Origin of the sequence: Kribbella lupini, from assembly GCF_039529595.1 — a bacterium.
Lineage (GTDB): Bacteria > Actinomycetota > Actinomycetes > Propionibacteriales > Kribbellaceae > Kribbella > Kribbella lupini.
On sequence record NZ_BAAANC010000002.1, the window covers coordinates 2,198,781 to 2,219,773 of the forward strand.

General features: G+C 68.3%; 21 protein-coding genes and 2 tRNA genes. 11 read left to right on the plus strand and 12 right to left on the minus strand.

The features are described 5' to 3' along the window. The first annotated feature begins 157 nt into the window (after positions 1-157). Complete coding sequence (locus tag ABD235_RS23810) at positions 158-1,345, plus strand: DUF4328 domain-containing protein (RefSeq protein WP_344177675.1); 1,188 nt, start codon at positions 158-160, stop codon at positions 1,343-1,345. 3 nt (positions 1,346-1,348) lie between these two features. On the opposite strand, the gene ABD235_RS23815 is transcribed toward ABD235_RS23810, so the two are convergent. Then, a complete protein-coding gene (locus ABD235_RS23815) occupies positions 1,349-2,068 on the minus strand; it encodes a protein phosphatase 2C domain-containing protein (protein WP_344177678.1) in 720 nt (239 codons plus the stop codon). A 108-nt stretch (positions 2,069-2,176) separates the two neighbouring features. Next, complete coding sequence (locus ABD235_RS23820; protein WP_344177680.1) at positions 2,177-3,100, minus strand: NAD-dependent epimerase/dehydratase family protein; 924 nt, start codon at positions 3,098-3,100, stop codon at positions 2,177-2,179. A 106-nt stretch (positions 3,101-3,206) separates the two neighbouring features. On the opposite strand from ABD235_RS23820, the gene ABD235_RS23825 reads away from it, so the two are divergent. Next, a complete protein-coding gene (locus ABD235_RS23825; RefSeq protein WP_344177682.1) occupies positions 3,207-3,806 on the plus strand; it encodes a pentapeptide repeat-containing protein in 600 nt (199 codons plus the stop codon). Between the two features lie 112 nt (positions 3,807-3,918). Here ABD235_RS23825 and ABD235_RS23830 read toward each other — a convergent pair whose 3' ends face one another. Then, complete coding sequence (locus ABD235_RS23830) at positions 3,919-4,560, minus strand: VanZ family protein (protein ID WP_344177684.1); 642 nt, start codon at positions 4,558-4,560, stop codon at positions 3,919-3,921. 305 nt (positions 4,561-4,865) lie between these two features. Between ABD235_RS23830 and ABD235_RS23835 the strand changes: the two genes are divergently transcribed. The 4 genes from ABD235_RS23835 to ABD235_RS23850 all read left to right on the plus strand — a co-directional run bounded on the left by ABD235_RS23835 (position 4,866) and on the right by ABD235_RS23850 (position 8,711). Next, a complete protein-coding gene (locus ABD235_RS23835) occupies positions 4,866-5,309 on the plus strand; it encodes a helix-turn-helix transcriptional regulator (protein WP_344177686.1) in 444 nt (147 codons plus the stop codon). A gap of 5 nt (positions 5,310-5,314) precedes the next feature. Beyond that, positions 5,315-5,725 (plus strand): VOC family protein, encoded by a 411-nt coding sequence (locus ABD235_RS23840; RefSeq protein ID WP_344177689.1) that lies wholly within the window; start codon positions 5,315-5,317, stop codon positions 5,723-5,725. A 50-nt stretch (positions 5,726-5,775) separates the two neighbouring features. Next, on the plus strand, positions 5,776-8,181 hold the full coding sequence (locus ABD235_RS23845) for an ATP-binding cassette domain-containing protein (protein WP_344177692.1): 2,406 nt from the start codon (positions 5,776-5,778) through the stop codon (positions 8,179-8,181). Positions 8,182-8,252: 71 nt separating this feature from the next. Beyond that, positions 8,253-8,711: a hypothetical protein gene (locus ABD235_RS23850; RefSeq protein ID WP_344177694.1), complete on the plus strand. Its 459-nt coding sequence runs from the start codon at positions 8,253-8,255 to the stop codon at positions 8,709-8,711. Here ABD235_RS23850 and ABD235_RS23855 read toward each other — a convergent pair. Next, the gene (locus tag ABD235_RS23855) at positions 8,693-9,652 is read right to left on the minus strand and encodes a threonine ammonia-lyase (RefSeq protein ID WP_344177696.1); all 960 of its coding nucleotides are present in this window, start codon (positions 9,650-9,652) and stop codon (positions 8,693-8,695) included. The two genes, ABD235_RS23850 and ABD235_RS23855, sit on opposite strands and share 19 nt — an antisense overlap. Before the next feature lie 134 nt (positions 9,653-9,786). Between ABD235_RS23855 and ABD235_RS23860 the strand changes: the two genes are divergently transcribed. After that, the gene (locus ABD235_RS23860) at positions 9,787-10,128 is read left to right on the plus strand and encodes a hypothetical protein (RefSeq protein WP_344177698.1); all 342 of its coding nucleotides are present in this window, start codon (positions 9,787-9,789) and stop codon (positions 10,126-10,128) included. A gap of 728 nt (positions 10,129-10,856) precedes the next feature. Here ABD235_RS23860 and ABD235_RS23865 read toward each other — a convergent pair. Further along, the gene (locus tag ABD235_RS23865; RefSeq protein WP_344177701.1) at positions 10,857-11,420 is read right to left on the minus strand and encodes a GNAT family N-acetyltransferase; all 564 of its coding nucleotides are present in this window, start codon (positions 11,418-11,420) and stop codon (positions 10,857-10,859) included. A gap of 378 nt (positions 11,421-11,798) precedes the next feature. Next, on the minus strand, positions 11,799-12,317 hold the full coding sequence (locus tag ABD235_RS23870; RefSeq protein WP_344177703.1) for a toll/interleukin-1 receptor domain-containing protein: 519 nt from the start codon (positions 12,315-12,317) through the stop codon (positions 11,799-11,801). 9 nt (positions 12,318-12,326) lie between these two features. On the opposite strand from ABD235_RS23870, the gene ABD235_RS23875 reads away from it, so the two are divergent. Next, positions 12,327-12,470 carry a hypothetical protein gene (locus tag ABD235_RS23875; RefSeq protein WP_344177705.1) on the plus strand — a complete coding sequence of 48 codons (144 nt, stop codon included), beginning with the start codon at positions 12,327-12,329 and terminating at the stop codon, positions 12,468-12,470. A 94-nt stretch (positions 12,471-12,564) separates the two neighbouring features. Here ABD235_RS23875 and ABD235_RS23880 read toward each other — a convergent pair. The 6 genes from ABD235_RS23880 to gyrB form a co-directional block, all read right to left on the minus strand. Next, positions 12,565-12,637, minus strand: a tRNA-Ala gene (locus ABD235_RS23880). Positions 12,638-12,647: 10 nt separating this feature from the next. Beyond that, a complete protein-coding gene (locus ABD235_RS23885; protein WP_237771553.1) occupies positions 12,648-12,779 on the minus strand; it encodes a DLW-39 family protein in 132 nt (43 codons plus the stop codon). 35 nt (positions 12,780-12,814) lie between these two features. Then, a tRNA-Ile gene (locus ABD235_RS23890) sits at positions 12,815-12,888 on the minus strand. 106 nt (positions 12,889-12,994) lie between these two features. After that, positions 12,995-13,573, minus strand: coding sequence for a DUF3566 domain-containing protein (locus ABD235_RS23895; RefSeq protein WP_344177707.1), 579 nt, complete (start codon positions 13,571-13,573; stop codon positions 12,995-12,997). Between the two features lie 407 nt (positions 13,574-13,980). Then, positions 13,981-16,641 (minus strand): DNA gyrase subunit A, encoded by a 2,661-nt coding sequence (gyrA, locus tag ABD235_RS23900; RefSeq protein WP_425553180.1) that lies wholly within the window; start codon positions 16,639-16,641, stop codon positions 13,981-13,983. Positions 16,642-16,798: 157 nt separating this feature from the next. Beyond that, positions 16,799-18,838, minus strand: coding sequence for a DNA topoisomerase (ATP-hydrolyzing) subunit B (gene gyrB, locus ABD235_RS23905; RefSeq protein ID WP_425553165.1), 2,040 nt, complete (start codon positions 18,836-18,838; stop codon positions 16,799-16,801). A 367-nt stretch (positions 18,839-19,205) separates the two neighbouring features. On the opposite strand from gyrB, the gene ABD235_RS23910 reads away from it, so the two are divergent. The 3 genes from ABD235_RS23910 to ABD235_RS23920 are packed head-to-tail and all read left to right on the plus strand — an operon-like array spanning position 19,206 to position 20,991. Further along, positions 19,206-19,835, plus strand: a complete 630-nt coding sequence (locus ABD235_RS23910) for a hypothetical protein (RefSeq protein ID WP_344177711.1) — start codon at positions 19,206-19,208, stop codon at positions 19,833-19,835. Next, positions 19,832-20,425 (plus strand): DUF4352 domain-containing protein, encoded by a 594-nt coding sequence (locus ABD235_RS23915; RefSeq protein WP_344177713.1) that lies wholly within the window; start codon positions 19,832-19,834, stop codon positions 20,423-20,425. The genes ABD235_RS23910 and ABD235_RS23915 overlap by 4 nt, the downstream gene beginning before the upstream one ends. Beyond that, the gene (locus tag ABD235_RS23920) at positions 20,425-20,991 is read left to right on the plus strand and encodes a hypothetical protein (RefSeq protein ID WP_344177715.1); all 567 of its coding nucleotides are present in this window, start codon (positions 20,425-20,427) and stop codon (positions 20,989-20,991) included. The genes ABD235_RS23915 and ABD235_RS23920 overlap by 1 nt, the downstream gene beginning before the upstream one ends. The last annotated feature ends 2 nt before the right edge of the window (positions 20,992-20,993 follow it).

The window sequence follows — 20,993 nt, forward strand, 5'->3', positions numbered from 1 at the left end:
CCAGGCGCACATCACCCCTCTCCCAGCCCCACCCCAGTCGTCCCTTTCCTTCCCTGGCTTTCCCCACCTTCCGCCCGATTGCCCTGTGGATACCGCCGAGCGGAACCCAAGCCTGAGATAACTTGTGGGGTAGCCGCGACCTGGGGAGGTGGGGATCGTGAGTCAGCCGTATCCAGGCCAGGGTCCGTACCCCGGCAGTCATCCGCAGAACGTGAGCCAGTTCCCGGGCGGGCCGCCGCCGGCCGCGCCGCCGAAGTACCGCACGCTGGGCCGCCTCGCGCGGGTCGCCGTCGCGCTGATGGCCGGGACCGTGCTGGTCAGCGTGATCCAGACGATCCTGATGTGGGCCTCGTACGACGACGTGAAGCGGCTGGTCTACGGCCTGCTGTCCGAGGACGAGATCGACCGCGGCGCCGAAGCGGTCGTGGGCGCCGGGCCGCTGCTCGACGGGCTCGGGTACCTGTTCGCCGCGGCCGGGATCGTCGTGGTGATCTGGCTCTGGCAGGCCCGGGAGAACACGGAGATCCTCAAGCCGCCGTTCGCACCGACGTACCAGGGCGGCCACAACGGCGAGCACCGGCACTCGACCGGCTGGACGGTCGGCGCCTGGCTCTGCCCGGTCGTCCAGTTCTGGTACCCGTTCCAGGTCGTCGGCGACGTGGTCCGCGCCAGCGAGCCGCCGAACCAGCCGGGCATCGCGCGCTCGGGCCGGATCCGCTCGCTGCTGCTCGGCTGGTGGGCCGCCTGGGTCGCCTTCTGCGTCGTGTCGGTCGGCAGCGGGCTGTTCGCGGCGATCAGCTTCGTCACCTGGTTCGTCCGCCTGGTCAACCGCGCCGATGAGGCCAACCTGACCGGCGACTACGTCGACATCTACGACCTCCAGGACTACCTCGTCCGGCTCGCGCTCGGGATCAACATCGCCTTCACCGTCGGCACCGTACTGCTGATCGTGGCGGGGGCGACGTTCTCGCTGCTGCTGCTTCAGGTCAGCAGCTGGCACGACAGCCGGGCGCCGCAGTCCGGCGTCCCGCTCGGGCCGACGTTGCCGTACAACTCGCCGTCGTACCTGCCGCCGGTCGACCGCACTCCGCAGTACGCACCGCGCCCACCGCAAGCCAACCCGTACCACCAGGGCCCCTACCAGGCCCCGCCCGCTCAGGCTCCTCGTCCCGGCGGCCCGTACGGTCCCGGCGGGTACGGCGGCACCACGGGCTCCAGCCCGAACGGGCCAGGCCCGACCCGGCCGCAGGACACCAGCCCGCCCGCCCCGCGAGCGGATGCACCGAGGTCCCCCTGGCCGACCCGTGAAGGTGGCCCACCGGAGTACCCGACCGGCTCGCGCTGACGGTCAACTCAGCCGGCAGATCACGGCGCTCGCGTCGTCGTGCCGCTTGCCCCGGAAGCTGCCGTCGGCCGCCGCGACGTCGTACGCCCGCACCCGATCGATCAACTCCCGCGGTCCGCCGGACTCGAGCACCGCGACCAGGTCTTCCCACGAGTGCCCGTACCGCTCGGCGTACCGCGACGCCCCGTCGGTCATCACCGCGACCGAGGCCACCTGCTCGCGCGGCGTCGTACCGGACAACGCCTCGTACGCCGCCGCCGGCAGTGTGCTCGCCACCCAGAACCCACCCGGCTGGTTGCGCGCCTTCCGCACCGCCTCGAACGTGTACTCCGGCAGGTAGTCGACCCGGTCGTCCGCGACCGTCGTCACCCGGCCGTCGGGAGCCCGGAGCACCACCGGCGAGTCCGCGAGCACCAGATGCTCGACGCTCTCCGCGCCGACGCGCACCATCGCCACCGTCGACGACGGACTGTCGGGATTGCTCAGGTCGCACGTCCCCGCGTGCAGGGCGCCGAGCCCGGCAATCGCCTCCGCCAGCAAGTCGGCCAGCGAGGCCGTCGACCGCCCGATCAGCGGCACCGCCAACTGCGTGCCCAGTTGCCGAACCAGCCACGTCACGTCATGCCGGCAGCCCGACTCCACCCCAGCCTGCGGTGCCGGCGCCGTCGCCCCGTCCAGCACCACCACGAAGTCCGGCCCGGTCACGACCAGGTCCTCGTTCACTCCCACGAGCCGATCAGGGGCACCCTCACACACCGACCAGATCTCCACGGCCCCATTCAACCCGCGGCGGCACCCAGAGGTTGCCGAGGGGGTTGCTCGGAGCAGCTGCTACGCGTGGGCCTCCTGGGGCACCGCGGCCTCGCGCTGCTCCCAGGTGTCGGTGAGCGACTCGTCGAGCGACACCCGCGGCCGCCACCCGACCGTCTTCTCGATCAGCCTCGTGTCGGCCTGCTGCCAAGGCACCTGGTCCGCGGGTGAACCGGCATCCCCCGCGCCCTCGACGACCTTCGCGCCGGTCCCACTCAGCTCAATCAACCGTTGGACGACGTCCCGCGCCGGCGAGGCCTTGCCGGACCCGACGTTCAGCACCGGCGGCAGCTTCTCGTCGGTCACCGCGACCGCGACCACCGCCTCGGCGACATCGCGGACATCGACGTAGTCGCGCCACGCCTCCAGCGAGCCCGTCTGCAGCGTGTCGGTCTCCTCGACCTGCCGCACGACGCGCCCGAGCAGCGTGCTCGCCGTCGACCCCGGACCGCTGATGTCGAAGGACCGTACGACGACCGCGTCCGCGCCGTTCCGCTGGGCCCGCAGGACCAGCTCCGACCCGGCCAGCTTGGTGAACCCGTACGCCGACCCGGGCCGCAGCTCCGCCTGCTCGTCCTGGCTCGTGCCGTGCGGCGCGTCGCCGTACTCGGCGGCGGCGCCCAGCTGGACGAGCCGTGCGTTGTTCGCCGTCCGCTGCATCGCCGAGAGCAGCGCTTCGACCGCGACCACGTTCCCACGGGTCAGCGCGACGCTGTCGCCCTGCGTCGCGGCCGCCGCGTTGACGATCACGGTCGGCTTGTACATCGCCACCAGCGCGTCGAGGGCGTAGCAGTGCCCGGTGGCGAGGTCGAACCGCCGGTGTGGATCACCCGTGCTCCGGGTCATCCCGCGGTGCTCGATCCCGCGTTCGTCCAGCAGCGCGCAGATCCGGGCTCCGAGGAAGCCGCCGGCGCCGAACACCATCACCCGCTCCGATCCGGTCACCCGGCCCATCTTGCCCGCCCCGGTTGTCGATCGGAGGAACATTGTCCGTCGAGGACGTCACAATGCTCATCACAGGTCCTGCGCCGCAGGACCGAGAGGAGTGCTCGTGGCCAACCGCCGTCTGCCTGCGACCGAGTCCACCGTCCGCGACTGGGACGACGCCGATCCGTCGGGCCGGACCTACACCCGGGTGCTGTTCCTGGACTCCGACCTGACCGAGGTCTCGAACACCGGCGGCGTGTTCGAGGAGTGCGTGTTCCGCGGCGTGCGGTTCAACGCCTCGACGCACACCGACGCCGCGTTCGTGAACTGCACGTTCGCGCGCTGCTCGTTCTTCGACACGACCTTTACCCGTTGCAAGCTGATGGGCAGCTCCTTCGACGACTGCACGTACAACCTGCTCAAGGTGGACGGCGGCGACTGGTCGTTCACCAGCCTGCCGGGGGAGGACCTGCGCGGCGCCGAGCTGAACGGACTGAAGCTGCGAGAGGCAGACCTCACCGGCGTACGGGCCGCGAAGGCCACGCTGACCAACATCGACCTGTCCGGAGCGATGCTCCAGCGGGCCGACTTCACCGGCGCCGACCTGCGCGGTTCGGATCTCATGTCGCTCGACCCGCTGACGGTTCAGCTGCGGGATGCGATCATCGACCTCCCGCAGGCGATGGCCATCGCGCAGGCGCTCGGGCTCGACGTCCGCCCCTGACTGTGGGTGAAGTTGTGGACAGCTGGAAAGTTATCCCCCGATTCGTCCACAACCTGTGGATAACTTCCTACTCTGCGTGGTCTTCAAGCAGCCGTGGGCCGGAATCGGTGACTCAGCGCAGCCGAGCGACCGGCCGGAGCCGACTCGTCCGCTGAATCATCGCGGGCCGGGCCGGGAGATCGGTCCGTCGATGCCGGGCCAGCGGCCGCCCGCGCATCGTCAGCAGCGCGGCGTGCTCCACGACGTACTCGGGATTGGTCAGCGGTTGGGCCCGGTTCAGCGCCTGTACGCCGGCCGCGAGCCCGACGCCGGCGAAGGCCCCGAGCGTGTTCGCGATCAGGTCGTGCACCTGGCAGGACCGGCCGAGCTGGGGGATCAGTGCCTGGACCGCCTCGACGGAAGCCGACAGGCCGATGCCCGCCGCGATCCCGTCGGCCGGACGCCCGCTGGCCAGCGTGAGCATGCCCGCGGCCGGGACGAAGAGCAGCACGTTGAGCAGGCCCTGGATCGAGGTGAGTCCGCCGGTGGTGGTCAGGTGCGTGCCACAGACGCCGAGACCGCCGTGGTTCGCCGTCGGGCTCAGCGTCGCCGCCAGCACGAGCGCGAACGAGGCCGGCAGGAACAACGACGCCAGCCGGGGGACGAGTCGGTCACCACGCCGCCGTACCGTCGAGACGGCGATCGGGATCGCCATCCCGGTGAGAACGAGCCACGTGTCCAGCAGGTGCGGGATACCGCGATAGGTCTCGAGCACGTATCCGGATCCTCCGTCGTCAACCGGCCCACGCGCGCCCGTCCGGCGCCGCGCGAAACACAACGTCAGTGGTTCTTCGCCCTCGTTCGCTTCCAGATCAGACGTTCCATCGGCGCGGCACCCGCTCGCCAGCCCCCTCCGGACATCTGCACGCACCCGCAAGCAAACGGTGGTCGCCCCGTGACAATCCGTGCCGGAACTGACACCGCGTATCGGTGCCCAAGGCAACATCCATCGGCAGTCCCGGTGCGCGCCCGGGGGCCGGGCGCTCGACCGTGCGCCCCCGCGATGGCACCATTTCGAGGGTGAGCACCTCGGACGACACCCAGCGGCTGCGGGACCTCAAGCTGCTGCGCCGGGTCCGGGACCGGATCGACCGCGAGTACGCGCAGCCGCTCGACGTCGAGGCGCTGGCCCGCGGGGTGAACATGTCGGCCGGGCACCTGAGCCGGCAGTTCAAGCTCGCGTACGGCGAAGCGCCGTACGGGTACCTGATGACGCGCCGGATCGAGCGCGCGATGGCCCTGCTGCGGCGCGGCGACGTGAGCGTCACCGACGTCTGCTTCCAGGTCGGGTTCTCCTCACTCGGGACCTTCAGCACCCGGTTCACCGAGCTGGTCGGGATGCCGCCGAGCGCCTACCGCCAGCAGGTCCGGCCGCCGGTCGAGCCGCCGTCCTGCATCACCAAGAAGGTCGCCAGACCGATCAGGAATCAAGAAGCACCGCAGGCCTGGCCGCCAGTAGCGTGAGCGTCATGGACATCAAAATTCACGCCAGCTTCCTGCCGCAGGACGACCCCGACGCCGCGATCGCGTTCTACCGCGACACGCTCGGCTTCGAGGTCCGCAACGACGTCGGTCAGGGCACGATGCGCTGGATCACGGTCGGTCCCGAGGGCCAGCCGGACACCCAGATCGTGCTCGCCCCGCCGCTCGTCGACCCCGGACTGACCGACGACGAGCGCCGGACCATCACCGAGATGATGGCCAAGGGCACCTACGCGACCATCGTGCTGTCCACCAAGGACCTGGACGGCCTGTTCGACAAGGTCCAGGCCACCGGCGCCGAGGTGATCCAGGAGCCGACCGACCAGCCGTACGGCGTCCGCGACTGCGCCTTCCGCGACCCCGCGGGCAACCACGTCCGCATCAACCAGGCGTCCTGACCGCACGCCGGCCTGATCCACCCGCCGACCACCCGACCGACGGAGCACCGATGACCCCCAGAGCGACCAAGGCAGCCGCGAGCAAGGCCCCGGCGCGTCCGGCGTACGACGCCGACAGCCACGACCTGATCCGCGTGCACGGCGCCCGCGAGAACAACCTCAAGGACGTCAGCATCGAGCTGCCGAAGCGCCGGCTGACCGTGTTCACCGGTGTCTCCGGATCGGGCAAGAGCTCGCTCGTGTTCGGCACCATCGCCGCCGAGTCGCAGCGGCTGATCAACGAGACGTACAGCACCTTCGTCCAGGGCTTCATGCCGACCCAGGCCCGACCCGAGGTCGACGTACTGGAAGGTCTGACCACCGCGATCATCGTCGGTCAGGAGCGGATGGGCTCGAACCCGCGCTCCACCGTCGGCACCGCGACCGACGCCAACGCGATGCTGCGGATCCTGTACAGCCGCCTCGGCAAGCCGTACGTCGGGTCGCCGCAGGCGTTCTCGTTCAACGTCGCCTCGATCAGCGGCGCCGGCGCGGTCAAGATCGAGAAGCACGGCCAGACCGTGAAGGAGCGGCGCAGCTTCTCCATCACCGGCGGTATGTGCCCGCGCTGCGAGGGCCGCGGCTCGGTCTCCGACATCGACCTGACCCAGCTGTACGACGAGAACAAGTCGCTGTCCGAGGGCGCGTTCACCATCCCCGGCTGGAAGTCGGACAGCTTCTGGACCGTCCGGGTGTACGCCGAGTCCGGGTTCGTCGACCCGGACAAGCCGATCAAGAAGTTCACCAAGAAGGAGCTGCAGGACTTCCTGTACAAGGACCCGGTGAAGGTCAAGGTCGACGGCGTCAACCTCACCTACGAGGGCCTGATCCCGAAGATCCAGAAGTCCTTCCTGTCCAAGGACGTCGAGTCGATGCAGCCGCACATCCGTGCGTTCGTCGAGCGGGCGGTCACCTTCACCACCTGCCCCGAGTGCGAGGGCACCCGGCTCACGCCGGAGGCGCGCGCCTCGAAGATCAAGGGGATCAGCATCGCCGACGCGTGCGCGATGCAGATCAGCGACCTGGCCGAGTGGGTCCGCAAGCTCGACGAGCCGTCGGTCGCGCCGCTGCTGTCGGCGCTCGGCGAGACGCTCGACTCGTTCGTCGACATCGGCCTGGGCTACCTCAGCCTCGAACGGCCGGCCGGCACGCTGTCCGGCGGTGAGGCCCAGCGGACGAAGATGATCCGGCACCTCGGGTCGCCGCTGACCGACGTCACGTACGTCTTCGACGAGCCGACGATCGGGCTGCACCCGCACGACATCCAGCGGATGAACGAGCTCCTCCTGCAGCTGCGCGACAAGGGCAACACGGTCCTCGTCGTCGAGCACAAGCCGGAGGCGATCGCGATCGCCGACCACGTCGTCGACCTCGGCCCCGAAGCCGGTACGGCGGGCGGCCAGGTCGTCTTCGAGGGCACGGTCGAGGAACTGCGGTCCGCCGACACGTTGACCGGGCGGCACCTGGACGACCGCGCTGTCCTCAAGGACGAGGTCCGTACGCCGTCAGGTGCGCTGGAGATCCGCGGGGCGAACACGAACAACCTGCAGGACGTCGACGTCGACATCCCGCTCGGCGCGCTCGTCGTCGTGACCGGCGTGGCCGGCTCGGGCAAGAGCTCGCTGATCCACGGCTCGGTCGCCAAGGGCGACGGGGTGATCTCGGTCGACCAGGGCGCGATCAAGGGTTCGCGGCGGAGCAACCCGGCGACGTACACGGGTCTGCTGGAGCCGATCCGCAAGGCGTTCGCCAAGGCCAACGGCGTGAAGCCGGCCCTGTTCAGCGCGAACTCCGAGGGCGCCTGCCCGAACTGCAACGGCGCCGGCGTCATCTACACCGACCTCGGCATCATGGCCAGCATCACCACCACCTGCGAGGTCTGCGAGGGCAAGCGCTTCTCGGCCGACGTCCTGGAGTACACCTTCGGCGGCAAGGACATCAGCGAGGTCCTCGCCCTGCCGGTCTCCGAGGCCCTCGACTTCTTCGCCGACGGCGACGCGAAAACCCCCGCCGCGCACAAGATCCTGCAGAACCTCGCCGACGTCGGCCTCGGCTACATCAGCCTCGGCCAGCCGCTCACCACGCTGTCCGGCGGCGAACGCCAACGCCTGAAGCTCGCCACCCACATGTCCGAGAAGGGCGGCATCTACGTCCTCGACGAGCCCACCACCGGCCTGCACCTGGCCGACGTCGAGCAGTTGCTGGCCTTGCTGGACAAGCTCGTCGACTCCGGCAAGTCCGTCATCGTCATCGAGCACCACCAAGCCGTGATGGCCCACGCCGACTGGATCATCGACCTGGGCCCCGGCCCCGGCCACGACGGCGGCCACATCGTCTTCGAAGGCACCCCCGCCGAGCTGGTCAAAACCCGCAAAACCCTCACCGGTAAACACCTAGCCACCTACATCGGCGCCTGACCCGACGACGAGCCCGCACACCTCTCCGGGTGTGCGGGCTCTGCACGCCGCGGTCCTGAGATCATCCGCAAGTGACCTGGATCCCAACCGCCACGAGCCTGCTCGTCGCCACCTGCCTGGCCGGCTCGCTCACCGCCTGCCAGCCTGACGAGCCCTACACAGCGCCGAGCACTTCCACATCGACCACGCCGAGCGTCGCACCGAGCACTTCCACGTCGATCGCCCTCGCGGAGCAAGCCGTTCTCCTCCACATCGCGACGCCAACCGATCCAGCAGGCCTCGACCCGATCGAGGAGCCGCTGATGGAAGCACTCGACGGCACCGACGTCGGTCGCCTGGACGGCAACGCGATCGGCGCCAAGGACGCGGTCATTTACCTGTACGGCCCGAACGCCGACCGCCTGTGGACCACCATCGAACCCACCCTCCGCGCCGCCCCGGTCCCACCCGGCAGCTACGCCATCAAGCGCTACGGCGACACAGGCGCCCGAGAAGTCCGAGTGCCGATCCCTCAGGCGATCCACCGGTAGTACGAGTCCATGTCGACGTTGCCACCACACACCACGGTGACAACGCGCCGCCCCGCAAACCGCTCCGGATCCTCGAGCATCGCCGCAATCCCCAGCGCCGCCGACGGTTCCACGACCAGCCCCGCGTCGTGCAGCATCATCCGCACGCCTTCGACGATCGACTCTTCCCGCACCAGCACGGCGTCATCCGCCACCACCAGCAGATCGCTCAGCACCTCCGCGATCGGAAACCGCCCAGCAACCCCATCGGCAATGGTCTTCGCCGACTCGGTGCTGACAACCCGCCGCTCCCGCCAGGACCGAGTCATCGCCGGCGCCCCCTCCGGCTGAACACAAACTACCTCGACCCCAGGCGCCAATTCCTTCAGTACCTGCCCGATCCCGGTCGCCATGGCCCCACCACCCAAAGCAACCAGTACGACGTCGAACGCCACCCCGCTCTCCACCAGCTCGAGCCCGATGGTCCCCGCACCCTCACACGTCTCGATGTCCAAACTGTCCTCGAGCAAGCGGATCCCGTCGTACTGCGCAATGCCGACAGCCCGCTCCCGAGCCAACTCGTGATCCCCGTCCACCAGCTCCAACCGAGCCCCCAACGCCCGAATCCCGTCGAGCTTCACCTCCGGCGCAAACCGGGAAGCCACCACCGCGACCTCAACGCCACGCCGCCGAGCCGACCAAGCAAGCGCCAGCCCCAGATTCCCAGCACTCGCACAAACCACCCGCCGCTCCCCACCGCGAACAAGGCCGTCGGCAACCAGCTCCGTCCCCCGCCCCTTGAAACTCCGCACCGGGTTGGCCATCTCCAGCTTGACCTGCACCGTGCAGCCGAGCCGAGCCCCCAACGCCCCACTCTCAAACAACGGCGACCCCAGAAAGACCGGATCAATCACCCCCCGAGCCGCCCGAATCCGCTCCAACTCAAGCCGCGTCTGCCGCATGACCACCGAGCCTAGCGGTGTCCCCATCCACCGAACGGCGATGTTCACCAGCAGGCACGGCGGCCATTACGCCGTGGTGCGACGATGTCCCGTCTCGGCAGGCGCCGTCGGACTGGCAGAACAGTTAGGTGTTGATGAGGTACGTCAGAGTCGAATTCACAAGGGACGGCACGTACTCGGACCCCCAGCCCTACCTCGCACAACTGCCTGCCCTAGCCGCCTCGCTACCTGATGGAGCGCGAGCCTTCGCCACCGATCCCGAGCACTACAACTACTACGGCCGACGCTGCACAAAAGACCTCAAGCCCCAACGCCTGACGTCCGGCGAAGACAACGGCACCAAGTGGGTCGAGCTCTACCTAGGCCACAATTGCTGCAAACACGAGGAAGACCTGACCATCCGCTACATCGGCGTGGCCGGCCTCACGATCGACCCGTCAGCCGCGGCCTCGACGTGGCCCACCTCCAAGACGTGATCCTCGACGAGGTCCTCCCCACCGAACAGGGCTGCACCCACGAACTCGCCTGCTTGTCCGGCTCCCTGACCATCATCTGCGAAGACCTGGTGGCCACCTGGACAGATTCAGCCTGCCCCGAGCGGGCGTCAGGTCACCGGAATCCCTGAGGCGCATTGGCGGCACGACGACGCTAAGCCGGTGGAAGGCGTTCTCGCCCGGAGGCCCCGGCGAGCGCGGCCGGGCGACATCGTCCGCTCGGCCGGATCAGCGCCGTGAGTAACCGACCGAGCTCATTGCCGTCTTCTCGTTGGGGCTCGCGGAGGGCACGGCTGCATTGTTGCAGTTGGATTCGCTGGACGGGGGAGCGCGACGATGCGCAGAAGCCGGACGACCGGAGCCAATCGGCCGGAGAGCGCCCAAGTGGTCGCAAACGGGCGCCAGCCCGCCAATCCGCGCGCCAGCGCGGCGAAAGCACAGGGTGGGCGGGAGCGGGCGTAGCTGCTGCCTGGAGGAGCGTAGCGACGGAAGGCTGCTGCGGAGCGCGCGTGGGAAGAAGAACTACGGTGGAGACGAGGGGACTCGAACCCCTAACCCCTGCCTTGCAAAGGCGGTTGTAGCGCTTCCGCTGACCTGCGCGGCGGGCTGTCAAACGTGCGCTCGACCGGTTGCGCCCCATGAGTGACCGGTTGAGCCCGCAGGCACGTCCTCGATAGGGCACGCGGAGGGCACGCGATGTCCTGACCGGGTCAGGGGCTCGTGGGCCACTCCTCGCGGAGCAACGCGTAGGTGAAGCCGTCGTGCCAAGTGCCATCGCGGTGCAGTGCAGTGGAACGGCTGTGTTCTTCACGGCGCAGACCAAGGCGTTCCATGAGACGCCACGACGCGGTGTTATCGGCGAGGCATCCGGCGTGAATCCGCCGCAGCTTGAGCTGGTCGAAGCACAGTTCGATGGTGGCTCTGACGGCTTCGGTGGCGTAGCCGTGTCCTCCGTATGTCGGGTCGAACATCCATCCAAGTTCGGCCTCCAAGCCCTTTGCGCGGATCGCGACGTCCATCTGCGCCCAACTGTCGCGTGGCATGACCATGATGTGACCGATGACGGTGGAGGCAAGACGAACCATGACGTGCGTGGTGTTGCTCGACTTGTCCTCCATCGCGTCGCGGAGTTCGTCCCGCGTGCGTGGTGCCCAGCCGAGCCAGTGCTGGACCTGGGGGAGCTGTTCGTAGGCCCACAAGGCATCTAGATCGTCTGGCTTGTAACCGCGTAGAGATAGACGTTCGGTGCTTACTGGCCACTCGATGGGCGTCACCCCGGAGAGGATAGCCAGATCGCAGTGTGTCCGGTCAGTTCGATCTCCACACCTGCCCCGTCCCCTGATAGCTGCCAACCAAGGTCAGCGCGGCGCGTGTCAAGAGTCGGCTTGCCGATCCGTAGGACGCGAAGCGCTCTTGATGCGGGTCGTGGTGGCCGTACGATCGAGCGGCCAGGGGGACGGGGCTAACCGGTGATCCGACGCCAGGCACGTCGGTCGTTGGCAGTTGGGATCGCGTGGACGGGGAAGCGGCCTGCTGCTGGGCTCCGGCGAGGACGGCGCCCCGGCGCCGCCCGCAGCCGGGGCCGCGCGCCGAAGGCGCGCCCTTGATCCATAAGAGCCAAATTCAGCAGAGCGAGCGGCCGGGCGGAGGTCTTACTGGTCGGCGAGGACCGCTCCAGCGATCTTGGCGGCGATATCTGCCACCGTGTCGCGATCGGTCGTGAAGCCAGCCAGGTCGGGCAGGATGCCGCTGTACTCCTTCACGTCCGCGAACGTCACGTCGTGCAGGACGGGAATCAGGGTCTCCTTGTGCAGCAGGGCTCCGAGCTCGCGCTCGGTCCAGAACCGTCCGGTAAGGTACGCCGCCGTGAGCAGAACGATGCCTGCTCGGGCTTTGCGAAGGCCTTGGTCCATCTGCAGCGCCTGGCTCTTGCCGGGGCGGATCGCCAGCTCGTCGAACCAGACGCTCAGGCCCATCTCCTGCAGCCGAGTGCACAGCTCGGTCGCTACCGAGCTTCCATCGATCCTGGCGTAACTGAGGAACACGTCGTATTCGCGGACGTCGACCGGAATCGCGTCGTGAACCCGGTCGACCAGCGCTTGCTCTTGTGGCGTGTAACGGATCTGCTGCCGTCCGTTGGCCGCCAACCGCCGGTTGATTTCGTCGATCACCTTCTTGTTGTGAGCATCCGCGCGCCGGTTGTGTTGATCCACGGCGCGGTTGTAGTCGCTCACCACCTTCCGGTTGTGCGCCTCGATCTTGCGATTCTCAGCATTGACCTGACGCTCGACTCGCTTGACCTCGCGGTTGAACTGCAGGACTGATGGGGCACGCGGAGGGCACGCGACTCGAAATTGCTAGCCGGGTTGCTGGCCTGGAAATCAGCCGATGTGGCTCTGACCTGCGGAAACGTTGCGGTGGAGACGAGGGGACTCGAACCCCTAACCCCTGCCTTGCAAAGGCAGTGCTCTGCCAGTTGAGCTACGCCCCCGTGGGGGTGATCAGCGGCCCGGGGTGACCGGGTCGACGGCCTCGGCCCAGAGGTCCTGCTCGGCGCGGGCCTGCTGGGACTTCTTGTAGACGAAGTATCCACCGACGCTCGCCAGCAGTACCAGCAGAATCTTCTTCAGCACCGGGACTCCTCGGATCGGCGTCGATCAGGGTTTTGTGGGCCTAACTGGATTTGAACCAGTGACCTCTGCCTTATCAGGGCAGCGCTCTAACCAACTGAGCTATAGGCCCGCGCTTGCGGGGTCGAACCGGAAGGAGATTACCGCACCGAGGCCTCGACTCCCAAATCCGATCGGGCCTGCGGGAGGCCCGATCGGAGACGGTCGGCGGGAGCGGCTCAGTCCTCGGACGCGAGCGTGACTTCGAGGCCGCCGAGCAGCGTGGCGGCGATGTTGTAGAGGAAGGACCCCAGCGTCGCCAAGGCCGTGATGATCAGCACATCGGCGCAGGCCAGCAGGGTGGTGAAGCCCATCACCTTGCCGGTGTTGACGTAGTTCTCGATGTCGAACGGCTCGGCCGCCGGGGTGCCGAGCACCTCGGTGACCGTGTTGTTGATGTTGTCGAAGACGCCGGCCGCACCGATCGCCGACCAGACGATGAACACCGCGACCCAGGTCACGATGCCGAACGCGATCGACAGCAGGAACGCCGTCTTCATCACCGACCAGGGATCGACCCGGGACAGTCGCAGCCGGGCCTTGCGGACCTGGCCGCGCGACCGGGCCACCGGCTCGGCGTCGTCGGAGGTACGGGCCTTGTCGGCTGCCGCGTCCTTGACCGCGGCCGCCTTCTCCAGCACCGCCGCCTTCGCCGCACTGACCCGGTCCCCGAAGCTCTCGCCCTTGCCGGGCGAGTTCACCTTGCCCGTCTGCCCGTACGACGGGGAAGCGGGCGTCCCGCCTACCTTGGCTGCCACACCAGCACCGGCGGCCGGCGTACCGGTCGCACGAGCCGGCGTGACACCGGGAGCCGAGCCACCACTCGGAAGCCGCTGCTCCGGACGTCCAGGCGTGCTCGGCGCGGTCGCCGGCCGACCGGCCTGAGCCGGGGCCTGGGAAGGAGCCGAGGCCTGCTTGCTCACCGGACGCACCGGCGGCTGCTGCGGCGGCCGGGACGGCGTACTGGGTTGAGCCGCCGGACGGCCTGCCGAGCGTGGGTCGCCAGAGGCAGGGGTCGCCGGTCGCGGCTGGGAGCCGTTGGTACGACCGTTGGAGGCCGGTGTGGCCGGTGGGGTGGACGCGGCCTTCCCGTTGCCACCTTGCGGCGGTCGGGATTTGGCGCTGTCCGCCCCATCAGGCCAGTTCGGCCTCGAGCGGTTGGTCATCAGATGCCCTCCTGGCCGGCGTCGTCGTCTTCGACGGTAGCCGTGCCCTCGACGTCAGTCGAATGCTGGTCATCATTCTTGACGCTCTCAGGGGCAGATTCGGTTGTCGATGCGTCCGCATCCTGGGCACCGTCGGTCTCACCGCTGTCGACGACCACGCCGTCCAGCGCACCGCCCTCGTCCTGGACGACGCCGTCGGCGATCACCGCGTCGGTCCCCGCGGCGGCGTCGAGGTCGTCGGCCACCGCCAGATCGGTGTTGCGCGCGATCGCGACCACCGCGTCGGACTCGCCGACGCCGGCGAACCGGACACCCATCGTGTCGCGGCCCTTGACCGGGACGCTGTCGACCCGGCTGCGGACGACCTGACCGCTGCCCTTGATCGCCAGCACCTGGTCGGCGTCGACCACGATCAGCGCGCCGACCAGCGAACCGCGCTCGTCGTTCAGCTTGACCGCCTTGATGCCCAGACCGCCACGACCCTGCTGCCGGTACTCCGAGACGCGGCTGCGCTTGGCGTACCCGGCGTCGGTGACGGTGAAGACGTACTGCGCGTCCTCCTCCGAACCGGCCCGGATCACCGACATCGAGAGCAGCTCGTCGCCGTCGCGGAACTTCATTCCGGTGACGCCGGACGTCGCCCGGCCCATCGGCCGCAGCTGCTCGTCGTTAGCGGTGAAGCGGATCGACTGGCCCTTGCGGGACACCAGCAGCAGGTCGTCCTCGGCGGTGGCCAGGTCGGCGCCGATCAGCTCGTCGTCGTCCTCGCGGAAGTTCACCGCGATGATGCCGCTCTGCCGGGCCGAGTCGTAATCGGTCAGCGCCGTCTTCTTGACCAGGCCGCGTCGCGTTGCGAGCACCAGGTAGTCGCTCTGCTGGTAGTCGCGCAGCGTGAGCACCTGGGCGATCTCCTCGTCCGGCTGGAACGAGAGCAGACCGGCGACGTGCGAACCCTTCGCGTCCCGCGCCGACTCCGGCAGCTGCCACACCTTGGCCCGGTAGACGCGGCCCTTGGTGGTGAAGAACAGCATCCAGTGGTGGTTCGTGGTGGCGAAGAAGTGGCCGATCTCGTCCTCGGCCCGCATCGTCGCGCCGCGTACGCCCTTGCCGCCGCGGTTCTGCACCCGGTACAGGTCGGTCTTGGTGCGCTTGGCGTAGCCGCCGCGGGTGATGGTCACCACGACGTCCTCGTCCGGCACCAGGTCCTGCACGGACAGGTCACCGTCGGCCGCGATGATCTGCGTCCGCCGCTCGTCGCCGAACTTCTCGACGATCTCGGCCAGCTCGTCGCGGACGATGTGCCGCTGCCGGACCGGGTCGGCCAGGATGTCCTCGAGGTCGGCGATGATCGCTTCCAGCTCGTTCAGCCGGTCGATGATCTTCTGCCGCTCGAGGGCGGCCAGCCGGCGCAGCTGCATGTCCAGGATCGCCTGGGCCTGCGTCTCGTCGATGTCCAGCAGGCTGATCAGGCCCTGGCGCGCCTCTTCGACGTCGGGGCTGCGCCGGATCAGCGCGATCACCTCGTCGAGGGCGTCGAGCGCCTTCACGTACCCGCGGAAGATGTGCGCGTTCTTCTCGGCCTCACGCAGGCGGTACCGGGTCCGCCGCTGGATGACCTCGATCTGGTGGTCGATCCAGTGCGTGATGAACAGGTCGACGCTGAGCGTGCGCGGCACGCCGTCGACCAGCGCGAGCATGTTGCAGCCGAAGGTGTCCTGCAGCTGGGTGTGCTTGTACAGGTTGTTCAGTACGACGCGCGGCTGCGCGTCGCGCTTCAGCACGATCACCAGGCGCTGGCCGGTCCGCGACGAGGTGTCGTCACGGATGTCGGCGATCCCGGTCATCTTGCCGGTGTTCACCAGCTCGGCGATCTTCTGCGCCAGGTTGTCCGGGTTGACCATGTACGGCAGCTCGCTGACGACCAGGCTGGTCCGCCCCTTGGCGTCCTCCTCGATGTCGACCACCGCGCGCATCGTGACCGACCCACGACCGGTGCGGTAGGCGTCGTCGATGCCCTTGTAGCCGACGATCAGGGCGCCGTTCGGGAAGTCCGGGCCCTTGATGTTCTCCATGCACGCGGCCAGGACCTCTTCCTGGGTCGCGTCCGGGTGCTCGAGGCACCAGTTCGCGGCCGCGGCGACCTCGCGCAGGTTGTGCGGCGGGATCTGGGTCGCCATCCCGACCGCGATGCCGGCCGAGCCGTTGACCAGCAGGTTCGGGAAGCGGGCCGGGAGGATCACCGGCTCCTGCGAGCGGCCGTCGTAGTTGGGGCGGAAGTCGACCGTCTCCTGGTCGATGTCGCGCACCATCTCCATCGCCAGCGGGGCGAGCCGGCACTCGGTGTACCGCATGGCGGCGGCCGGGTCGTTGCCCGGGGAACCGAAGTTGCCCTGGCTCTGGATCATCGGCGCGCGCATCACCCACGGCTGCGCGAGCCGGACCAGGGTGTCGTAGATCGCGGAGTCGCCGTGCGGGTGGTACTGACCCATCACGTCACCGACGATGCGCGAGCACTTGGAGAAACCGCGGTCCGGTCGGTAGCCGCCGTCGTACATCGCGTAGAGGATCCGCCGGTGCACCGGCTTCAGGCCGTCGCGCACCTCGGGCAGCGCGCGGCCGACGATCACGGCCATCGCGTAGTCGAGGTACGACTGCTGCATCTCCGTCTGCAGATCGAGAGGCTCGATCCGGTCGTGGCCCGGGGAAATGGGGGTCTCGGTCATGTGAAGCTCGTCCCGTTCGGTTCAGACGTCGTACGTCGGTGAGTTCGGCGCTGGGAACCGGCTCCGGTACGACGTACCGGAGCCGGCCGGGCGCTCAGATGTCGAGGAAGCGGACGTCCTTGGCGTTGCGCTGGATGAAGTTCCGGCGCGCCTCGATGTCGTCGCCCATCAGCGTCGCGAACGTCTCGTCCGCACGGGCCGCGTCGTCCAGGGTGATCTGCAGCAGCACCCGGTTGGCCGGGTCCATCGTGGTCTCCCACAGCTCCTGCGGGTTCATCTCGCCCAGACCCTTGTACCGCTGGGTCGCGTTCTCCTTGGGGAACTTCTTGCCGGCCTCGACGCCGGCCGCGATCAGGCCGTCCTTCTCCCGCTCGGTGTAGGCCAGCTCGTGCGGGGAGTTGCTCCAGCGCAGCTTGTACAGCGGCGGCTGGGCGGCGTACACGTGACCGCGCTCGATCAGCGGCCGCATGAACCGGAACAGCAGCGTCAGCAGCAGGGTCCGGATGTGCTGGCCGTCGACGTCGGCGTCGGCCATGATCACGATCTTGTGGTACCGCAGCTTCTCCTCGTCGAAGTCCTCGTGGATGCCGGTCCCGAGCGCGGAGATGATCGCCTGGACCTCGTTGTTCTGCAGGACCTTGTCGATCCGGGCCTTCTCGACGTTCAGGATCTTGCCCCGGATCGGCAGGATGGCCTGGAACTTCGGGTCCCGCCCACCCTTCGCGGAGCCACCGGCCGAGTCACCCTCGACGATGTAGACCTCGCACTCCTCCGGGTTGGTCGACTGGCAGTCGGACAGCTTGCCCGGCAGACCGCCACCCCCCAGCAGGCCCTTGCGGTTGCGGGCCAGGTCGCGCGCCTTGCGGGCGGCCAGCCGGGCGCTCGCGGCCGCGGTGGCCTTGCGGATGATCTCGCGACCCTCCTGCGGGTTCTGCTCGAACCAGGCACCCAGCCGGTCGTTGACGACCCGCTGGACGAAGCCCTTGACCTCGGTGTTGCCGAGCTTGGTCTTGGTCTGGCCCTCGAACTGCGGGTTGCCCAGCTTGACCGAGATGATCGCGGTCAGGCCCTCGCGGATGTCGTCACCGGTGAGCCTGTCCTCCTTCTTCTTGATCATCCCCTGGTCCTCGCCGAAGGAGTTGACCAGCGAGGTGAGCGCGGCCCGGAAGCCCTCTTCGTGCGTCCCGCCCTCGTGGGTGTTGATCGCGTTCGCGAAGGTGTGCACCGACTCCTGGAACGAGCCGCTCCACTGCATCGCGACCTCGAGGCTCAGGCTGTCGTCGCCCTGCGCGGCCTCGAACGCGATCACGTTCTGGTGCACGGTCTCGCGGATGCCGGTCAGGTACTTCACGTAGTCGACCAGGCCGTCGTCGTACTTGAACGACATCTCGACCGGCTTGCCGTCCTCGGTGTGGTCCGGGCGCTCGTCGCGGATGACGAGCTCGAGGCCCTTGTTGAGGAAGGCGTACTCGCGGAAGCGGGTGGACAGCGTCTCGTAGGAGTAGACCGTCGTCTCGAACACGTCCGGGCTGGGCCAGAAGGTGATCGTCGTACCGGTGGAGTCCGCCGGACCGACCTCGGCCAGGTCCTCGTCCGGGACACCGATGGTGAACGACTGCGTGTAGGCCTTGCCGCCGGTGTTGACGTCGACCTGCAGCCGGCTGGACAGCGCGTTCACGACGGAGACACCCACACCGTGCAGACCACCGGACACCTTGTACCCGCCGCCGCCGAACTTGCCGCCGGCGTGCAGCACGGTCAGTACGACGGTGACGGCCGGCTTGCCCTCGGACTCGACGATGCCGACCGGGATGCCGCGGCCGTTGTCGACGACGCGGACGCCGCCGTCGGCCAGCAGGGTGACGACGATCTTGTCGCAGTACCCGGCGAGGGCCTCGTCCACGGCGTTGTCGACCACCTCGTAGACCAGGTGGTGCAGACCGCGTTCACCGGTGGACCCGATGTACATGCCCGGCCGTTTCCGGACGGCGTCGAGGCCCTCGAGGACCTGGATCGCGCTGGCGTCGTACTCGCGCTCCACGACGCTGGACACGATCTCGGTCAGCGGTGCCTCTTCAGTGCCGGTGCTGTCGGCGGACGGGATGGCGTCGGTCTCGGTCGGCTCGTCGGTCACCGGCTGTTGTCCTCCTCGGACCCCGCGTCAACGGGGCATCGATGCACAGTGGACGCCGCCCCTGGCGGGCCCGCTGCGGGGGATACTGGAGGGGGACCTCAGTACGCTCCGGAGCCGATCCAGCAGGTGCGGCGCTCTCAACCCCTCCAGTCTACCCGTCGAGCGAAGCAGAACCTGCCATGCGGCGGCCGAAACTCGGGTCAGGGCGTCTTTTCTCCCTCGTCACCATGTCCCCTCTCGCGGGTGGGGGCCCGGAAAGCGCTCACGGCCCCTCAGTGCCTTTTGGCCGGGTCACCACTGACCGTCTGGTTTCCGAGACGAGCAACGCCCGGACCCGGCGCACCCACCGCCCCCTAAGATCGCTGCCGTGGAAAGTCTCGACGACGTCATCGACGCCATGATCGCCGACCGGGTGATCCACCGGCACCGGCGCAAGTGGCTGATCGCCCTGGCGCTCGTCGTCGTCCTGGCCGTCGTCATCTGGCTCACCGGCGGCTTCAAGGAGTACGGCGGCCGCACCATCCCGACCGTCGACGCCCCGACCACCGTCGAGGCCGGCCGCTTCGAGTTCGGCTTCACCGAAGCCAAGATCATCCGCGAGCCCAAGACCGACTACAGCGAGGCCAAGGCCCGGGTCCAGGTCTACTTCGACCTGAAGAACACCGACGAAGAGACCAAGACCAGCATCGTGATGTCGGGCAAGATCCTGCGCCTGGTCCCCGGTGGGGGCGCCGACGTGATCGAGTCCAACGGCGCCACCTGCCACGGTGAGCTCAACGTGCTGCAGGTCTACGGCCTGCCCTCGCAGCCCTGCTTCGCCAAGTTCGACGTACCGGCCGACTTCACGGCAGACGTGGTGGAGGTCGGCGTGATCGCCGAGGAGTTCAAGTCCGACGACGGTGTCATCGGTGCCAGCGAAGAGCCGTACTGGCACTCGGGCGCGGCGCACAGCGTGGTCCGGCTCAAGGCCACAGTCGAGATTGAGAAGGACGAATGAAGCTGTACCGGCCCATCACGATCGCCGTCGGCGTGCTGTTCGTGCTGCTCGGCGGCCTGACCCGCCTGCTGGACCCGTCGTCGGTCTACGAGGACAGGACCCGGATCATCACCAAGGGCGCGATCGGTGAGGACGTGAAGCTGTTCGACTCGACCGTCACGGTGACCCGGATGCGGTTCGCCAAGTCCTTCGCCGAGGACAAGGACGACAGCCCCCGGGTCGACACCGAGGGCGTGTTCGTCGCGGTCGAGTACGACGCCGTCCGCGGCACCAAGGATCCGGGCACCAACAGCGCCACCCTGACTGCCGACGACGGCTCGGTCTACGCGCCGGTCAGCGAGATCATCGAGAGCGGCATCAACTTCACCGAACCCGGCTTCGCCCGCAGTGGCGCCCTGGTCTTCGAGGTCAACCCGAGCGACGTCGTCGGCCTGACCTTCGAACTGGCTCCGTACGGCGAACTGTTCAACACCCTGAACCAGGAGCTGGCCATCGACCTCGGCGTACCGGACGAGGAGATCGCCGAACGCTCGATCGAGCAGGCCGAGGACCAGTACGTGATTCCCGACTCCGTCGTACGGGTGGCCTGATGATGCGACTGTCCGACCGTGTGCTGCCGCTGACCGCGAAGATCTCCCTGCTGGTCGCGCTGGCCTCGCTCAGCGCTTTTCTGCTGGCCAGGACCTACCTGGGCGACCCCGAGACCGTCTACAAGGAAGGCACTGTCACCGACACCGTTTCCAAGGGGCCGGTGACGCTCGAGAACGCGCGCTGGCAACTCGGGTCGATGCAGGTCTTCACCCAGCTCGTCGACGAGGACCAGAAGAAGGTCGCTCTCGAGAACAACGTGCCGGGCTCGGTCGTCGTCGCGGTCCACCTGGCGGTGACGCCGCTGGACGGTATCAACCGGATGAGCGGCGGCGGCTTCGTCTGCGAGACCCAGCTGAGGGACGACCGCGGCAACATCTGGAAGAACCAGGACGTCGACACCCCGCTGGGGCCGTCCTCCTGCTCCGACGACGACCACCCGATGAAGCAGAACCAGCCGAACAAGCTCGTCAAGCTGTACGTCGTACCGGCGTCCGCCGTACCGCATCTGGTGGGGATTCAGGTGGGATCGACCGAAGAGTTCCGCCGGGTGCTGATCACGTTCTGAGG

Excerpts from the sequence above, each read along its gene's own strand:
- ABD235_RS23840 (WP_344177689.1), top strand. The coding sequence starts at position 5,315 with ATGGACATCAAAATTCACGCCAGCTTCCTGCCGCAGGACGACCCCGAC.
- ABD235_RS23845 (WP_344177692.1), top strand. The coding sequence starts at position 5,776 with ATGACCCCCAGAGCGACCAAGGCAGCCGCGAGCAAGGCCCCGGCGCGT.
- ABD235_RS23855 (WP_344177696.1), bottom strand. The coding sequence starts at position 9,652 with ATGCGGCAGACGCGGCTTGAGTTGGAGCGGATTCGGGCGGCTCGGGGG.
- ABD235_RS23860 (WP_344177698.1), top strand. The coding sequence starts at position 9,787 with ATGAGGTACGTCAGAGTCGAATTCACAAGGGACGGCACGTACTCGGAC.
- gyrA (WP_425553180.1), bottom strand. The coding sequence starts at position 16,641 with ATGCAGCAGTCGTACCTCGACTACGCGATGGCCGTGATCGTCGGCCGC.
- ABD235_RS23915 (WP_344177713.1), top strand. The coding sequence starts at position 19,832 with ATGAAGCTGTACCGGCCCATCACGATCGCCGTCGGCGTGCTGTTCGTG.
- ABD235_RS23920 (WP_344177715.1), top strand. The coding sequence starts at position 20,425 with ATGATGCGACTGTCCGACCGTGTGCTGCCGCTGACCGCGAAGATCTCC.